A 15,817-nucleotide genomic window follows, 5' to 3' on the forward strand; every position below is an offset into this window, starting at 1 on the left:
TTTCTTGCTTGCAATCAGAACGCTTCGCGTTCTGATGACATCACGAGACGGCGAAGCCGTCTCGAACGAGTTCGCGCCCTCCGGGCGCTCAACCCCTCGTAAAAACCTGTCCTGCCGAGCACAGCGAGGCAGGGCTCGGAAGACGCGAAGCGTCTTCCGGTGGACCAAAAACACCCGCTCACTCGCCTCCGGCTCGTTCGCGGTAGATTGCTGGCGCTCTCCGCACTGTCCCGCACCCGCACAGCACCGCCCGAGCCCTCGCTCCCTCCAGTCGCTCGCCCTCGATCCACCAGGGCCGCACCACAGCCGCCACCGCACCGCCGCCCCGCGGCCGCCGGCCGCACCGCCACCGCGGCTCAGTAACGCCTTTGCGCCCGGCCGGCCAATCCGGCGCATGAACCGCTCGACCTCGCGCGATCTCTACGACCGCGCGCTCGACGTGCTGCCAGGCGGCGTGAACTCCTCGGTCCGCGCAACCCGACCCTACCCGGCGTTCGTCGAGCGCGGCGACGGGGGCCACGTCATCGACGCCGACGGCAATCGCTACATCGACTACGTGATGGGCTACGGGCCGCTCCTGCTCGGTCACGATCTCCCCGAGTCGGTCCAGGCGGCGGTGCAGTCAACGCTGAGCGAGGGCCCGATGTACGGCGCACCGACCGAGATCGAGGTCGAACTCGCGGAGTTCGTCGCCCGCCACGTCCCGAGCGTCGAGATGTGCCGGTTCGTCAACAGTGGGACGGAAGCCACCGTCTCCGCCGTGCGGCTCGCCCGCGGGTACACCGGCCGCGAGAAGATCGTCGTGATGCAAGGCGGCTATCACGGCGCACAGGAGTCCACGCTGGTCGAGGGCTCGCCCGACGATCCGCGGCCATCCTCGCCCGGCGTCCCACAATCATTCGCCCAGCACACGATTCCGGTTCCGTTCAACGATCAAGAGGCGATCGAGGCGGTCTTCGAGGCCCACGGCGACGAGATCGCCGCGGTCCTGACCGAACCGCTGCTCGGCAACACCGCGGGCGTGCTGCCCGTCGAAGGCTACCACGAGCGCCTGCGCGAACTCTGTGACGAGTCCGGCGCGCTCCTGATCTTCGACGAAGTGATGACGGGCTTCCGTGTCGGCGGGCTCCAGTGCGCTCAGGGGAAACTCGGCGTGACGCCTGACCTCACCACGTTCGCGAAGATCGTCGGCGGCGGGTTCCCGGCGGGCGCGATCGGCGGCCCCGCCGAGATCATCGAGTCGTTCACGCCCGCCGGCGACGTGTTCCAGTCGGGCACGTTCTCGGGCCACCCGGTCGCGATGGCTGCCGGGCTCGAAACTCTCAGATATGCTGCCGAAAACGACGTCTACGACCACGTGAATCGGCTGGGCGAGAAGCTCCGGACCGGACTCACGGAGATCACCGAGGACCGCGCGCCCGGCTACACCGTCCTCGGCACCGACAGCATGTTCAAACTCGTGTTCACCCGCGGCGACGCCGCCGCCCCTGGCCCGGCGTGCGAGGCGGGCTGCCGTCAGGACCCCGATTGTGACCGATTCGACCGCTGTCCCAAGACCGGTGCTGACGTGGAGCAAAGCGAGACCGAGCGCTGGGAGCGGTTGTTCCGGCCCGCGATGCTCGACGAGGGGATCTTCCTGACCGCGAACCAGATGGAATCCCAGTTCGTGAGCGACGCGCACACCGACGCGGACATCGAGGAAACCCTCGAAGCGTACAAAGTCTACTTCGAGTAGCCGACCCATCGACCGATCGAACGTGCGAGTGGTCGCGTCCGCTAAACGGCCTCCCGCCCCCGAGTCCCAGTGCGGATCTGAGCGGCGTCCTCGACCGACGTGACGAACACCTTGCCGTCACCCGGCTGGCCGGTCGCGGCGCGTTCGATGATCGCTTCGACTACCTCGTCGGCAGCGATGTCGGCCACCACGCACTCGACTTTGACCTTCTGGTGGAGGTCGACGGTGTACTCCTCGCCGCGCCACTGCCCCTTCTTGACGGGCTGGCTCCCCCGCCCGGAGACGTTCGTCACCGTGAGCGATGGCGCGCCGACCTCCGCGAGCGCGCTCTTGACTGCACCGAGCTTGTCGGGCCGAACGACTGCCGTGACCATCTTGATCCCGCCGTCGTTCGCCAACCCACCGTCGGTCCGAACCTCCTCGTCGGCGGCTGCGTGGACCGCACCGCCGTCGGCGACCGGGCCGCCCGACTCGCCGAGACCGAACTCGGGGTAGGTGTCGACGCCGTGCTCCGCACTATCGAGCCCGTCGCGTTCGTGTTCGGGCGTGACGCGTGCCTGCCCGACCGCCTTCAGCGCGCCGAACACCGCGGCGGTCGCGACGATCGTCCAGCCGGCGATCACGGCGACGCCGATGATTTGGGCTGCGAGCACGTCGAGCGCGAACCCGTCGACCGCGACGAACGGGAACGCGAGCGCGCCGAGCACGCCGGCCGAGCCGTGGACCGGGAACACCGCACAGACGTCGTCGATCCGAAGGCGTTTCTCGACGAACTCGAAGACCAGCGGGAGCTGGATACCAGCGAGTAGGCCGACGGCCACGGCTCCGGGCCAGACGATCGCGTCGGTGATCGAGGTGATCGAGACGAGGCCGGCGAGCATCCCGTTGGCGACGTACAGCGTGTCGACCTTCCGGGTCTTCGCGAACGAGGCCGCGCCAGCACCGATCGCGCCCGCGGCCATCCCGAGGGTGGTCGTGAGCGCGACTCGGCCGACGTAGCTGAACGAGCCGAGCTCTGTGGCCCCGTCAGCCATCGCGAGCGGTGCAGCCGCGGTGCCGACGTTGAAGCCGTACCAGCCGAAGCAGAGGATCAGCGTGCCGAGCACCGCAAACGACATCGAGTGGCCGGGGATCACGTTCACCGAGCCGTCGTCGCCGTAGCGACCGATCCGCGGGCCGAGCACCCACGCCGCCGTCAGGCCCGCGATCCCGCCCATCCCGTGGACGATCATCCCGCCGGCGAAGTCGTGAAAGCCCACGCCGAGGACGCTTGCGAGAAAGCCGCCGGCCCACGTGAAGCCCGTGACCACGGGGTAGATGATCGCCGCGAGCAGGATCGTGTACGCGACGTACGCCCGGAGCTTACACCGACCCGCGACTGCGCCGCTCACGATCGTGGCGGCGGTCATCGCGAACACCGCGCCGAACAGCCAGCTCACCCACGCGGCCGAGTCGCCGCTCCAGACCGCCGTCAGGTCCGCGAGCGTGGCCCCACTGCCGCCAGTGAGCCCGCCGATGACCGACGAGACGCCCGCACCGACGAGGAAGAAGGCCACGACCCCGATCGACCACGTCAGCATGTTCTTCGTGAGCTGGTTGGCGACGTTCTTCGCGCGGACCTGGCCCGCCTCCAGCATCGCGAACCCCGCGTGCATGAAGAAGATCAGGAACGTGACCGTGAGCACCCACACGAGGTTGACGCTCTCGACCACCGCCTCCATCCCGCTCGCCTGGAGCGGGATCGACCCAGCCTCGATCATTCGCCCACCGCCGAAGTAATCGCTACTATTTTACTACAATTGATGTCGTTTTCGCTGTTTTCGCCCGTGTTCGTCATCCGTCTCACGCTGGGGACGCAGGAAGTGCGATCGTATAACTGTTGGGTTGAAATATGGATATTTGCGCTGGTGTTGGAATGGATATGTCCGTTTTGCGGTACAGTATTATCGATATAAGGTCGTATTCCGGTCGGGAATCGCTCGATATTGGACCGAAAACCGTACGTTCGTCGATTCGGTTTCCGGCAGGTGTTGCGCGAGAGCGGCGTCCGCGCCCGAGATCGGGAGTCAGTCGTCGGCCGGTGCGGACTCGACGAGCGTCGCTGGCTCGACGGATGCGTACCGAACGACCGCATCGAACTGCCCGATCGAGAAGCGTTCGTCCGATGTGATACCGCGTGCGTCGGGCTCGCACAGACGTGTATCGACGAACCGCTTCGCGACGAGGGCTTTCCGGGCGTCGTCCGCGCTGTCGATCCGCTCTTGTGCCTCTTTGACGAGCAGCGCGGCGGTGTAGACGTCGAAGACGTAGTTCGCGAGTTTCTTGGCGTGGAGCTGGGCGTACTCTCCGTCGGCCCCGGCGAGATGAACCAACGACTCCTGAAGGCCGGCGAAGGCGTCCTCGATCGCCGCGGTCGGTTCGTCGAGGCAGGGATGCTCGGCCGCGTCGAGGTTGGCGCGGATCGCGGGCAGGAGCGCCTCGTGGGCGTCCTCGCGGTCGAGCGCCCGGAGCAGATCGAGTGAGAGGACGTTCGAGGTTCCTTCCCAGATCGGGAGCACCTGGGCGTCACGGAGCAGGCGCGGGGTGACGAACTCACGGACGTAGCCGTTGCCGCCGAGCACCTCACACGCGTACGAGGCGGTTTCGACCGCCATCCGCGCGGTCACGTGCTTCGCCACCGGCACGAGCGCGCGCACGAGCTTGAACGCCCGCTCGCCGGCCTCGGTCTCACGCCCCTCACGCCGGTAGCGGTCGAGGACGCGCGCGCCGTCGAAGGTGAACGCGGCGGCGGCCTCGTAGTCGACGGCCATATCGACGAGATCGCGGCGCATCAGGGGGTAGTCTTGAATGACCTCCCCGAACGCCTCGCGGTTCGCGGCCCGAACTTTGGATTCGAGCAGCGCACGACCCATGATCCCGACCGCGGCGGTGGCGTTCGAGAGGCGCTCGAAGTTGAGCATCTCGGTCATCTGCCGGAACCCGTTCTCGGGTTCCCCTACTAAGAACGCCTCCGCGCCGCGGAATTCGATCTCCCCTGTGGGGACCGAGATCGTCCCGAGCTTGTCCTTCAGCCGGCGGAACAGTGCGTCGTTGACCATCCCGCCCGGTTTGGTGTGCGGAACGAGAAACAGCGAGAGGCCCGCGGTTCCGTCGGGCGCGTCGGGCCGGCGAGCCAGCGCGAGCGCGCCCTGAGCGTCGATGTTCGAGCAGAACCACTTCTCGCCGGTGAGGCGGTAGCTGCCATCAGGGGCCTCCTCGGCAACGGTTTCGTTCGCGCCGACGTCGCTGCCGCCCTGTTTCTCGGTGAGGAACATCGCGCCCTCGATATGCTCGTCGGCGTCACGGCTGGTGAGGCGGTCGAAATAGCCGTCGAGGCTCCCGTCGTCGAATTCGTCGAGCACGAGCGCGACGCCGGTCGTCATCGACACCGGACAGACGAATCCGGGATCGGCGTACGAGAGCAGCGCTTGCTGGGTCAGCGTGTGCGTGAGTCCGAGCGGCTCGTCGCGGCCCGGCGGCGCGTGGAAGGCGTCGTGGGTCAGCCCGAATTTTTCATAGGAGATCCGTTCGTTTTCGTCCTGAGCGGGATGGTACTCGACCTCGTTTCGCACTTCGCCGTGCTGGTCGTAGGTGTGGAGTTCGGGGCCGTGGCGGTCGATCCGATCGGCGTTGTCGGCGATCGTCGACCCGACCACGTCACCGAACGCCTCCAGTCGAGGCTCGGCCCACGCGAACTCCTCGTCGGGATAGGTCCGTCGCGCCTCGTACTGGAGGGTGCGATCGAGGGTCCAGTAGTTCACGTCCCGACCGGCCTCGAACTGTCCGTAGTCGATGGCCTCGCGTGTCATGTCGTCACATCCGTCGCTCACGGCATAACTGCTCGGTCCGTCTTGGCTCGGTCCTGTATCGGCGTGTTAGAGTCGTTTGGCGACGTCCTCAGCGAAATAGGTCAGAATTAGGTCCGCGCCGGCGCGTTTGATCGAGAGCAGCGATTCGTCGGCGGCAGAATCGAGGTCGAGCCACCCCTTCTCGGCGGCGGCGTGGAGCATGGCGTACTCACCCGAGACGTTGTAGGCCGCCACAGGTTGGTCAGTCCGCTCGTCGACCCTGCGGACGACGTCGAGATACGGCAGCGCGGGCTTGACCATCAGCACGTCCGCGCCCTGGTCGACATCGAGATCCACTTCTCGAAGCGCCTCGTCGGCGTTCGCGGGGTCCATCTGGTAGTGCCGCCGGTCGCCGAAGGCGGGTGAGCCGTCGGCCGCGTCGCGGAACGGCCCATAAAAGCTGCTCTCGTACTTCGCGGCGTAGCTCATGATCGGTACATCCATGTGATTCGCATCGTCGAGTGCCGCCCGGATCGCGCCCACCATCCCGTCGGTCGCGCTGCTCGGTGCGACCATGTCCGCGCCCGCGTCGGCGTGGCTCGTCGCGACCTTCCCGAGGAGGTCGAGCGTCGTGTCGTTGTCGACCGTCAGCCCCGTTTCGTGCTGTTCGTGCAGTCCCGCCGCGCCGCCGTCGACTTCTGCCACACCACCGTCGGCCTCCGCAGCGCCGTTCTCCCAGCGCTCGCGGGCTTCTTCGGCGAGCACCCCACAGTGGCCGTGATCGGTGTACTCACAGAGGCAGACATCGGTGATGCAGAAGACATCGTTCTCGTCAGTGATCCGCCGGAGCGCGCGCTGGACCACGCCGTCGTCGGCCCACGCCCGGGTTCCGCGGTCGTCCTTCGATTCGGGGATACCGAAGACGATCACGCTCTCGACACCCGTTTCTGTGATCTCTTCGACGCGCGCGGCCGCCTCGTCGACGGGCACGCGCTCGTGACCCGGCATCGACTCGATCGGAACGCGCTCCTCCGTGGTGGCGTCGACGAACACCGGTGCGATCAGGTCGCTCGCCTCCAGGGTGGTCTCGCTGACGAGGTCGCGGAGTCCGTCCTGGCGGAGCCGTCGGGGGCGGCGCGTGAGGTTCATACCTTGATTGGGGCCGCGAGCGCCAAAACCCCTTCTCGTGCGCGATGCGTGACGCAAACGATTTAGGAGCTACCGGCAAACTCCCTGCCGATGTCCACTCCGGTCCTCCAGATCGCGGAGATGCCCGCCGCCCTCCGGGACCTGCTCGACTCGGAGTACGCACTGCTCGCCCTCCTCGCTGTGTTCGTGCTCGAAGGAGCCATGCTGATGTACTTCATGCCGAGCGAGGCGATCGTCCCGGTCTCGATCGGTCTCATGGGGAGTACAGTCACGGACGTCGCCACCATCATCGGCGTCGCGGTGATCGGAGCGACGATCGGTCAGGTCGGGCTGTTCGTCCTCGCGAAACGCGGTGGCCGGGAGTGGCTCCTCGAAAAGCGGTGGTTCCGGGTGAGCGACGAGCGCCTCGCCACCTTCGACGGCTGGTTCGACCGCTGGGGACCGATCGTCGTTCCGGTGAGCAACGCTCTGCTGTTCACTCGGGGGATGCTCACCGTCCCCGCAGGGTTCGCCGAGATGCGGACCCGGGAGTTCGTTCTCCTCTCTGCGGCCGGCACGGTGGTGTTCGAGACGGCGCTCGCGGCGATCGCGCTCGGCGTGATCGAGGTCGCGTTCTGAGGTCGGAGTGGGTTGTTTCGATTGGTGGGACGGACGTGAAAGGGCTGGGTCCGGCTTTCCCACACGGCGCTCGCCACGGTTTTGATGAGGTCTGCGGTCGCAGGTTCGTAGTCGCGGCTCATATTCACCTGCCAGCCTTTCGGCCCCTTAGGCGTCGTGAGAGTAACCAGAGTGATTTATCTCACCACGTTCTGCTTATACGTTAGAAATAGACATACTGTCGGTTATTGGCGAATGATTTCACGGCCGATAAAGTAAAGACTCTGCTTGTAGTAGCTTTCATGTGGGGTATATTACATGGGGGACCTAATCGTCTCGGAGTTCATGACCCTGGACGGCGTCATGGAAGACCCAGGTGGAGGAGAAGAATTCGAGCACGGCGGCTGGAGTTTTCAATTCGACCGTGGTCCTGAAGGCGACGAGTTCAAACTCAATGAGGCGTTGGAGAGCGAGGCGCTCTTGCTGGGCCGGACGACTTATGAGGGGTTCGCGGCAGCGTGGCCGGATCAGACGGATGAAGCAGGCTTTGCTGATAAGTTCAACAGCATGCCCAAGTACGTCGTTTCGACGACCTTGGAAGAACCTCTTGAATGGAACAACTCGACGCTGATCAGAGAGAACGTAGCGGATGAAGTCGCGAAGCTGAAACAGGAGTCGGACGGCAACATCTTGGTCAACGGTAGCGCACAGCTTGTCCACACGCTGATGGAACACGACCTCGTTGACGAGTACCGACTCATGACCTTCCCGATCGTCTTGGAGAGCGGGAAACGCCTCTTTGGAGGGACGAGCGATACAACGACGCTGGAACTCGTGGACACGAAGACGGTCGGTGAGGGCGTCGTCATCCTCACCTATCGTCCGGAGAGACAAGAAAACTAACCAGCAGTCCCCGTCCCTCCACAGCGAATCAGTGCGTGCCCTGGCAGTAGCCATTTGATTGTTGACTGGGTAGTGCTCTGGCGTGACCGGCGGGCTATCGGGGATCAATGGCGGCACGCGCATCTTCCGTATTGATATGGGGTCGGTCGTCTTCGTCGATCCACGACTCAGCGTGCCAGTGGAGCAAGTGAGTCGGATAGCACTGGTCGTCGGTGATGACCTGAAACCCGTTGGCGTCCGGCAAATATACTACGCGATCGAGAGTGTCCACCTCGGGAAATCGGCGGACGATTCCAGGACCGACCGACAGCCCCATAGACTCCGCCGTTTCGCCACCACCAGGCATCGAACTCACGCTCGGTTTCGGCTCCTGGCCAGTGCCGTCTCACCACCGCGATCAGTCGCGCGCTACTCGGTCCGCGAGTCGTCGCACATCGCTCGGCCGATCTCGGTCCGAACGAACTCCTCGGTGATGACCTCGTACCGGAGCGTGCCGTCGTCATCGGTGGCACACGCCGTGCAGAACGTCATGCGGCGCTGGGTCCCGTCTTCGAGCACGTACTCCTCGGTTTCGCGGTCGGTCGCCGTGGTCGAACCGCAGTCCGGACACGGGTGATCGGCCGCGGTGAGCGCGTCGTCCGCCATCGTCGATGGTTGTGTACGAACGGGATGGGCCTTCAATCTACTGCACCCGTCGGTCCGGATGGTCATGCACATGTGTGCGCCGTGCCTCCGCCACGGCCATGAGCGACGAGAAACAGGCCACGCTCGGCGGCGGCGAGGCCGACACGAGAGATCCGGACGAACACGCGACCAACGACTTCGGCGACGAACTCGGCGAGCACGAGACCAAGGGCGGGTACAACCGCTACGACGTCACGAGCCTGCTCCAGAAGGCCGTCCGGCGCTCGGACGAGGAGTGCGCGGCGTGGGCGGCGTGGGAACTCGTCCGCTCCGGGTACGCGTGGAACCTCTGGGATCGGCTCGCGCTCTACGTCGTCGAGGACCTGCGGGCGGGCGCGGATGTCGTCCTCACTATCGATCGCTACGAACGTCTGGCCACCGAACGGTGGGACGACGACGGCTGGGAGGGGCGACTCTGTGGGATCCACGCGGCGCTCGCCGCCGCCCGGGCCACCTCGACCCGGGAGGCGACGTACGCGAACGGGTACTTCGAGCGGGTGGCCGAGGAACGCGCCGCAGCGCGCGAGGCGGGCCGCGAGCCGGTCGAGACCTTTCCGGTCGGCGACCTCGAACCCGGTGGCGAGTTCGACGTGATCTTCGACCAACACACCTACGACGGTAAGAAGATGGGCCGCGACGGTCGGTACTTCACCGTTCACGGCGCGCGCGTCGGCCCGACGGGCGAGTCCGAGCTGAGCAAGCGGTGGCGACGCCGAGGTCTGTCCCTCGCCGATCGCTCGTACAGCGACGCGGAGCGCTCGCACGCGCTCGCGCCGGTCGATCCCGACGACCGCTGGGCCGAACCCGAGCAACCCAGCCCCGATGATTCGACCGAGGACGAGAACGAGGACTGACGACCCGATTCGAACCGAGCCGAACGATCAAGCGATACCCGTGGCTCGCAGGGGTTCGGAGCCAGCCGATCCGCACTCGGCGATGAAAATGGGCCGGACGTGCTCCCCCCGGCCCATGGTTCGCGTATGCTCCCACGCTCGGTGGTCCCGTGTTGGCCGAGCGTAGCACAGGCAACACGCCTGCACGATCCACTACGTCGGCCGACTCGCTTAGTTCTTGTTACCAGTTGCCATACTGTTTGGTATCGATCGATCCCGCGTGAGCGACCGTCGTCCGGAACCGGCAGAGTCGACCACGGCTGATCGGATCGCGTGGAACGAGACGATCGCGACTGAAACTCCTCTCAGAAACTCTCTGGGAGGAACACCTCGTGCTCGGGGAACAGCCGCTCCAGCACGTCGACGGTCTCCGAGGTTCGAACGTCGAGACCGCCAACCGTCCTGGCACGCTCGGCCGAGCAGTAGCCCACGAGAAGCTGTGAGAGCGTCCCGATGTCGGTCGTCGCGTCCGGCTCGGCGTCGGCATCGACCCGTTCGACGGACGCCACCCCCTCAGCGACCCGCATCGAGAACGTCGCGTCGTTCCACGGCGCGTGTGGATCGTCGACGCCGACGGTGAGGGTGGCGTCCTCGACACCGGGGTACGGGACGGCTTCGAGGGCCGCCGGAACGTCGACGATCCGGAGCATCTTGCCGGCGGCCACCTCGACTTCGACCGCGTCCCGATCGGTGACGACATCGAGGAGCCGGTCGTGGTCGTACCCGTACAGCTCGACCGCGCTCACCTGTGAATCGTGATCGTGGCAAAAGCGCAGGAGGTTCAGATACGCTTCGTGGTCGGCGAACGCCATCTCGTCGACCACCAGGCGTCGGCCGTCGTCACCATCCTTGATTCGGTAGACCAGATAGCCTCGGGGTTCGTCCCCCTGGAGCCACGCGTAGCAGTACCGCTCCGTATCGTAGCCCTGGAACACTCGATCGCGCCACCAGTCGTCGCTCCGGCGGGTCGCGAGGTTCACGTCGTCGAGCCATTTCTCGAAGACTGGTTCCAGGGTGGCGTACTCCTCGGGCTCGATCCGACGGAACTCACCGGCTGCGGCGGATCGTACCGTCGACAGCGCCGCGGGAGCGACGGTCGCGGTGTGATACCGACAGCCGGTCGCCCAGCCGTAGCGCGCGTAGAAGTCGTGTTTGAACGGTCGGAGAGCGGCGATCGGCCAGCCCCACTCGCGGTACTCTTGGAGCGAGGCTTCGAGCAACTCTCCGACGAATCCCTGGCGTCGACGTTCCGGCGGGGAGGCCACTCCCGAGAGGCCGGCCATCGGCAGCCATTCGCCGCGCAGCCGGACGGTGAACTCGATGTGGGTGCCGCAGGCCACGAGATCGTCGCCGTCGAAGATCCCCCGATCCTCGCCGAACGCCCACCGTCGCCGACGGCGCTCGTCGATCGGTTCGTCCGGATCGTACGGTCCCGATCCGGCATCGAAGGCGTAGCCCGTGATCGCGTGGTGGCGCTCCTCGTACTCCTCCGAGATGGGACGATACTCGGCCATACCGATTCGGGGGTGTCGTGCGTGAAATACTTTCAGGCTGTCCGGTAGATCGCCGTCGTCGATCTCAATCGTCCGCCGGGGCTGCGCCCGTCTCCGCATCCGCGTCCGTGTCTGCCGCCGCTCCCGCTGCCCCGCCCGCATCGAGCGCCTCCGCCAGGAGCTCCGAAAGCCCGACGATCTCGATGTCGTCCTCGAAGCTCCCTGTCTTGCGGCCGTCCTCGTACATCGTCATGCACATCGGACACGCGACGACGAACTTCTCGACAGCAGCCCCCGCGTCGGTGTCCTCCAGGGCCTCCCGAAGACGTTCCTCGCTGGGTTTGGGCTCCTCGTCGAAGTCCATCCAGAGCCCACCGCCACCGCCGCCACAGCAGAAACTGTTCGCCCGATTCCTGGGCATCTCGTTCAGGTCACACCCCGTGCGCCGGACGAGATCTCGGGGGGCCTCGTACTCGTCGTTCATCCGGCCGAGGTGGCAGGGGTCGTGATAGGTCACGGTGTGATCGAGTTCGGTGCCCGTGAGATCGAGCGCACCACTATCCGCGAGTTCCTGAACGACCTGCGTGTAATGGTGGACGTCGATCTCGCCGTCGGCGTTCCACTCCACGCCGTCGAGTTCGGGGTACTCGTTCGAGAACGTGTTGTAGCTGTGCGGATCGGTGCAGACGATGGTGTCGAACTCGCAGTCCTCGAAGGCCTCGACGTTGTCCTCGGCGAGCATCTCGTAGAGTCCCTCCTCGCCCACTCGCCGGACGTCGTTGCCGTCGTTCTGCTCGTCCTCGTAGAGGATGCCGTAGTCGACGCCCGCGTGCTCGAAGATCGTGGCGAGCGACCGCGCCACCCTCCGGTTGCGCTCGTCGTAAGAAGGATAATCGCCGACGTACCAGAGGTACTCGACGGCTTGTTCGCGCGCGTCGGGCACTTCGAAGTCGAGCTCCTCGGTCCACTCGGGGCGCTTGCGCTCGGGCTCCCCGAAGGAGTTGCCCTGGCCGAAGATGTCCATCATGGTCTCCTGGACGTTCTCGTCCATCTCGCCCATTTCGGTGAGCCGGCGGTTCATCTCGGTGAACTGCGGGACGTGCTCGATATCGACGGGGCAGGCGTCCATACACGCCATACAGGACATACACGACTCCATCGTGCGCGAATCGATGACGCTCGTCCCGCCGTCCGCGACGATTTCTTTGGTTTCGCCGCCGGCGTTCACCGACTCACGATACCCCTTGAGATCGAGGATCACGTCGCGCGGATCGAGCGGCCGTCCCGACGCCTTCGCCGGACACACCGACGAACACCGGCCGCACTTGGTGCAGGCGTCCTGATCGAGCATCTGTCGCCACGACATGTCTCCGATTTCGGTGAAGCCGATCTCGTCGGGATCGGCGTCGGCGGGCACGCCCGGCAGCCGGGTGCCTGCCTTCTCATCGCGGGTGACGACGTTGGCGAAGCTCGACAGCATGTGGAACGGTTTGGCGTAGGGCACCCACGCCACGAACCCGAGCGCGAGCAGGGAGTGCGACCACCACGTCGCCGGGTAGAGCGTGGTTGCGAGCTCCGGCGAGACGCCGACGCCCTCCAGAACGAGCGCGACGAACCAGCCCACGAAGCTCACGGTCTCGAACTCGGGAAAGCCAGTCGCGAGGATCCGCACGCCTTCGACGAGATAGCCGCCGGCAGCGAGGAGAAACAGCGTCCAGACGAACAGCCCGTCTTCGAGATCCGTATGCTTGCCCCACAGCCGCTCGTTCCGGACGACGTACCGCCGGTAGATCGCCATTCCGAGCCCGACGACGAACAGAAAGCCCATCGCGTCCATCACGAGCGAATACGAGAGGTAGAAATCGCCGACGAAGAAGGACTGCTCCTCACCCAGCAGGCCGGTCACGAGCCGATAGCCGTCCATGTCGATCCCGAGAATGGTGGTACCGATCAGCAGCGTGAGAAACCCCCACATGATGAACGCGTGCATCAGTCCGCCGTAGAGGTCGCGATTGAACTGGTTCTCGTTGGTGACGACGGTCTTCGCGGCGCTCACGATCCGGCTGGGGAGGTCGTCGAGCCGGGCGAAGGCATCCTCGGTTCCGCGGGTGTACCGCGCGAACCGCTCGTAGACCCCATACAGGAAGACCGTGACCGCGAGCGCCGTGAGAAAATAGAAGAGTGCTTTCCCGACGGGACCGATCAGCCAGAACGTCTCTCGGGTGACGGTCTCTCCCGTCTGGAGCACGAGTGTCATCGATTATCGTTGTAGAGCCGACCAGCGGGGTTAAATCTTGTCCACCCGTGGCGATCGGTTCGCAGTCGGCGACAAACTGCCAACTAATTCTTCGTTTTGTCCGGATCCGATCGAGGCTTGCTCTCCGCTCGGATCGCGGGATTCGTGATCGCTATGGAGAACTCAGACGAGCGCCCAGCCGACGAGCGCCGCAGCCAGACCGAGCACCGGCAGGTCGCGACGCGCGAACCGAAGGTGTGGCAGCGTCGGATTCCACGCGAAACACCGTGCGCGGAGCGCCACGCCGAGCTGATCGGCCCGCCCGAACGCCCGCCGGATTCCCGCACTCGTGACGATCTCCATCCGTTCGACGAGTCCACGCTCGTTCCCGAGTCGCGCCCGCATCGCCGCGCGCGTCCGCGAGAGATCGGCCACCAGCACCGGCAGAAACCGGAAGACCAGCGCTACGCCGACGCCGAGAAAACGACCTGGACGACCGGGGACGAGCCGCTGGATCGCCGCCCGGGAGTCGCGCACACGCGTCGTCCGAACGTAGACGACGCTCACGACGAGCACGAGCAGCACGCGATAGCTCGCGAGTGCCGGCGCGACCGCCTGCGAGGGGGCGATCCACGGCGGTCCGAGGGTAAGGACGGCGATCGCCGGCCCGACGACGAGGAAGGGAAGCGCGTAGCGCGCCTCGGCGAGGGCGGCGGCCGGCGACAGCCTCGCTGCCGCGAGGACGCTCCCCGCGAGCACGGTCAGGATCGCGAGGCCGCGCGGCGTGGTGTGGGCGAACGCCGCGATCGCGAACCCCACCTGCACCGCGAGCTTCGCCCGCGGATCGAGGCGGTGGGCGAGCGAGTCGCCGGGCTCGTAGCTCAACACGGCGCGCGCACGCCGAGCGTGGAGAGCTGATCGATCGCGTCGTCGGGCGGCGCGTCGAGCGCGACCCGCCCTTCGTTCATCACGAGCACGCGATCGGCGGGATCGACGAGATCACGGAGGTCGTGGGTGACGACCACGATCCCCGTTCCATCGGAATGGAGCGCCCGGAGCCGGTCGAGCACCGACTGTCGCGCCGGCTCGTCGAGGCCCGCGAACGGCTCGTCGAGCACGAGGTGATCGGGTGCCATCGCGAGCGCGCCAGCGATCGCGACCCGCGCCCGCTCGCCGCCCGACAGTCGGTCGATGCGCTCTGCCTCCCGGCCGTCCAGGCGCACCGCCGCGAGCGCCTCACGTACTCGTCGATCGATCTCCTCCCTGTCGAGGCCGAGGTTTTCGGGCCCGAACGCGACGTCCGCGCCCACCGTTGCGGCCACGAACCCGTCGCGCGGGTCCTGGAACGTCATCGCCACTGCGGTCCGCGCGGCCACCACGTCCCCACCGACCGGCTGGCCGTTCACCGACACGGCCCCCGAATCGGGATCGAGCAGGCCGTTGAACTGCCGGACGAGCGTCGTCTTTCCCGAACCATTGGGACCCGCGAGTACGACGAACGAGCCGTCGTCGATGGTGAGCGAGACATCGTCGACTGCCGGCCGCGGCTCCGTTTCGGTCGCGTCGTCCCGGTCGGCGGTGGACTCTCGACCCGCTTCCGCCGATCCCTCGGTGTCGTCGTAGCGATAGACGAGATCGCGGACCTCGATCATGACGTGGCGGCGATCGCGTCGCTCCGGACGATCCCCACCCCGGCCGCGATCTTCAGCGCCTCGGCCGGGATGAACGCGGCCGCACCGCCGACGAACGCCTCGGCAGGACCGAGATTTTGGACCACCATCAGTCCCGTTACCCCGAACGTGTAGATCACGACCACACCGAGAACCATCGCACCGACGAGCCGCGCGAGGCCGGCCGCTTTCGGATCGGTGAGTGAGGCACCCCCGTGAACGACACCGCCGATCGCGGCCGCCGCGAACGGGTACGACCAGAGGTAGCCCGCCGTGGGACCGACGAGAACGCCGAGTCCCGCCGATCCGCCGGCGAACACCGGTGCGCCGAGCGCGCCCGCGAGGAGGTAGAGCCCACAGGCCGCCCCGCCCCACACCGGACCGAGCAGGATGCCTGCGAGGAAGACCCCGAGCACCTGGAGCGTGACCGGGGCGGGCGAGACGGGGTTCGGGAAACTGACGTAGGCGAACGCGCCGATCAGGGCGGCGAACAGCGCAGCGCGCGCGAGGTTGCTCGCGGTCGCGTCGCCAACGAGTTCCACGTCACCGGTTTCGGCGCTCATCGCTCCCTCCCTCGTCGGTCCTGGCGTGGGTCGGCCATCGATACATCCCTCCAGCCGTCAACTCTCT

Annotated in this window: 14 protein-coding genes; 4 read left to right on the forward strand and 10 right to left on the reverse strand. The window is 66.3% G+C overall.

What is annotated here, in order from left to right; genetic code table 11:
* Positions 1-394: 394 nt before the first annotated feature.
* Positions 395-1,735: a glutamate-1-semialdehyde 2,1-aminomutase gene (locus PHA81_RS19055; RefSeq protein WP_273838279.1), complete on the forward strand. Its 1,341-nt coding sequence runs from the start codon at positions 395-397 to the stop codon at positions 1,733-1,735.
* Positions 1,736-1,776: 41 nt separating this feature from the next.
* On the opposite strand, the gene PHA81_RS19060 is transcribed toward PHA81_RS19055, so the two are convergent.
* The 3 genes from PHA81_RS19060 to hemB form a co-directional block, all read right to left on the reverse strand.
* Positions 1,777-3,495: an ammonium transporter gene (locus tag PHA81_RS19060; protein WP_273838280.1), complete on the reverse strand. Its 1,719-nt coding sequence runs from the start codon at positions 3,493-3,495 to the stop codon at positions 1,777-1,779.
* 306 nt (positions 3,496-3,801) lie between these two features.
* On the reverse strand, positions 3,802-5,583 hold the full coding sequence (locus PHA81_RS19065; RefSeq protein WP_273838282.1) for an acyl-CoA dehydrogenase family protein: 1,782 nt from the start codon (positions 5,581-5,583) through the stop codon (positions 3,802-3,804).
* Positions 5,584-5,649: 66 nt separating this feature from the next.
* Positions 5,650-6,711 carry a porphobilinogen synthase gene (gene hemB / locus PHA81_RS19070; protein ID WP_273838283.1) on the reverse strand — a complete coding sequence of 354 codons (1,062 nt, stop codon included), beginning with the start codon at positions 6,709-6,711 and terminating at the stop codon, positions 5,650-5,652.
* 90 nt (positions 6,712-6,801) lie between these two features.
* Here hemB and PHA81_RS19075 point away from each other — a divergent pair, with 90 nt between their 5' ends.
* Together PHA81_RS19075 and PHA81_RS19080 are read left to right on the forward strand one after the other, a co-directional pair.
* Positions 6,802-7,329 (forward strand): VTT domain-containing protein, encoded by a 528-nt coding sequence (locus tag PHA81_RS19075; RefSeq protein ID WP_273838286.1) that lies wholly within the window; start codon positions 6,802-6,804, stop codon positions 7,327-7,329.
* Between the two features lie 297 nt (positions 7,330-7,626).
* Positions 7,627-8,211, forward strand: a complete 585-nt coding sequence (locus PHA81_RS19080; RefSeq protein ID WP_273838288.1) for a dihydrofolate reductase family protein — start codon at positions 7,627-7,629, stop codon at positions 8,209-8,211.
* Positions 8,212-8,305: 94 nt separating this feature from the next.
* On the opposite strand, the gene PHA81_RS19085 is transcribed toward PHA81_RS19080, so the two are convergent.
* Positions 8,306-8,557 (reverse strand): hypothetical protein, encoded by a 252-nt coding sequence (locus PHA81_RS19085; protein WP_273838290.1) that lies wholly within the window; start codon positions 8,555-8,557, stop codon positions 8,306-8,308.
* 62 nt (positions 8,558-8,619) lie between these two features.
* Positions 8,620-8,856: a hypothetical protein gene (locus PHA81_RS19090; protein WP_005040327.1), complete on the reverse strand. Its 237-nt coding sequence runs from the start codon at positions 8,854-8,856 to the stop codon at positions 8,620-8,622.
* A gap of 98 nt (positions 8,857-8,954) precedes the next feature.
* On the opposite strand from PHA81_RS19090, the gene PHA81_RS19095 reads away from it, so the two are divergent.
* Positions 8,955-9,749 (forward strand): hypothetical protein, encoded by a 795-nt coding sequence (locus PHA81_RS19095; protein ID WP_005040329.1) that lies wholly within the window; start codon positions 8,955-8,957, stop codon positions 9,747-9,749.
* A gap of 344 nt (positions 9,750-10,093) precedes the next feature.
* Here the strand turns inward: PHA81_RS19095 and PHA81_RS19100 are convergent, their stop codons facing one another.
* The 5 genes from PHA81_RS19100 to PHA81_RS19120 all read right to left on the reverse strand — a co-directional run bounded on the left by PHA81_RS19100 (position 10,094) and on the right by PHA81_RS19120 (position 15,750).
* The gene (locus PHA81_RS19100; protein WP_273838292.1) at positions 10,094-11,302 is read right to left on the reverse strand and encodes a GNAT family N-acetyltransferase; all 1,209 of its coding nucleotides are present in this window, start codon (positions 11,300-11,302) and stop codon (positions 10,094-10,096) included.
* A gap of 64 nt (positions 11,303-11,366) precedes the next feature.
* Entirely contained in the window at positions 11,367-13,538 is a 2,172-nt protein-coding gene (locus PHA81_RS19105) for a (Fe-S)-binding protein (protein WP_273838293.1), read from the reverse strand.
* Between the two features lie 162 nt (positions 13,539-13,700).
* Complete coding sequence (locus tag PHA81_RS19110; RefSeq protein WP_273838295.1) at positions 13,701-14,405, reverse strand: energy-coupling factor transporter transmembrane protein EcfT; 705 nt, start codon at positions 14,403-14,405, stop codon at positions 13,701-13,703.
* On the reverse strand, positions 14,399-15,169 hold the full coding sequence (locus PHA81_RS19115; RefSeq protein WP_273838297.1) for an ABC transporter ATP-binding protein: 771 nt from the start codon (positions 15,167-15,169) through the stop codon (positions 14,399-14,401). Before PHA81_RS19115 ends, PHA81_RS19110 begins: the two co-directional genes overlap by 7 nt.
* On the reverse strand, positions 15,166-15,750 hold the full coding sequence (locus PHA81_RS19120) for a biotin transporter BioY (RefSeq protein ID WP_273838299.1): 585 nt from the start codon (positions 15,748-15,750) through the stop codon (positions 15,166-15,168). Before PHA81_RS19120 ends, PHA81_RS19115 begins: the two co-directional genes overlap by 4 nt.
* Between the last annotated feature and the right edge of the window lie 67 nt (positions 15,751-15,817).

The sequence above is a fragment of the Halococcus sp. PRR34 genome (assembly GCF_028617175.1).
GTDB classification, from domain to species: Archaea; Halobacteriota; Halobacteria; order Halobacteriales; family Halococcaceae; genus Halococcus; species Halococcus salifodinae.

What these genes read in the sequence shown, in the direction of transcription:
- PHA81_RS19105 (WP_273838293.1), bottom strand. Translation starts at nt 13,538, where the DNA reads ATGACACTCGTGCTCCAGACGGGAGAGACCGTCACCCGAGAGACGTTC.
- PHA81_RS19060 (WP_273838280.1), bottom strand. Translation starts at nt 3,495, where the DNA reads ATGATCGAGGCTGGGTCGATCCCGCTCCAGGCGAGCGGGATGGAGGCG.
- PHA81_RS19055 (WP_273838279.1), top strand. Translation starts at nt 395, where the DNA reads ATGAACCGCTCGACCTCGCGCGATCTCTACGACCGCGCGCTCGACGTG.
- PHA81_RS19100 (WP_273838292.1), bottom strand. Translation starts at nt 11,302, where the DNA reads ATGGCCGAGTATCGTCCCATCTCGGAGGAGTACGAGGAGCGCCACCAC.
- PHA81_RS19115 (WP_273838297.1), bottom strand. Translation starts at nt 15,169, where the DNA reads ATGATCGAGGTCCGCGATCTCGTCTATCGCTACGACGACACCGAGGGA.
- PHA81_RS19085 (WP_273838290.1), bottom strand. Translation starts at nt 8,557, where the DNA reads ATGCCTGGTGGTGGCGAAACGGCGGAGTCTATGGGGCTGTCGGTCGGT.
- PHA81_RS19120 (WP_273838299.1), bottom strand. Translation starts at nt 15,750, where the DNA reads ATGAGCGCCGAAACCGGTGACGTGGAACTCGTTGGCGACGCGACCGCG.
- PHA81_RS19080 (WP_273838288.1), top strand. Translation starts at nt 7,627, where the DNA reads ATGGGGGACCTAATCGTCTCGGAGTTCATGACCCTGGACGGCGTCATG.
- PHA81_RS19095 (WP_005040329.1), top strand. Translation starts at nt 8,955, where the DNA reads ATGAGCGACGAGAAACAGGCCACGCTCGGCGGCGGCGAGGCCGACACG.
- hemB (WP_273838283.1), bottom strand. Translation starts at nt 6,711, where the DNA reads ATGAACCTCACGCGCCGCCCCCGACGGCTCCGCCAGGACGGACTCCGC.
- PHA81_RS19090 (WP_005040327.1), bottom strand. Translation starts at nt 8,856, where the DNA reads ATGGCGGACGACGCGCTCACCGCGGCCGATCACCCGTGTCCGGACTGC.
- PHA81_RS19065 (WP_273838282.1), bottom strand. Translation starts at nt 5,583, where the DNA reads ATGACACGCGAGGCCATCGACTACGGACAGTTCGAGGCCGGTCGGGAC.
- PHA81_RS19075 (WP_273838286.1), top strand. Translation starts at nt 6,802, where the DNA reads ATGTCCACTCCGGTCCTCCAGATCGCGGAGATGCCCGCCGCCCTCCGG.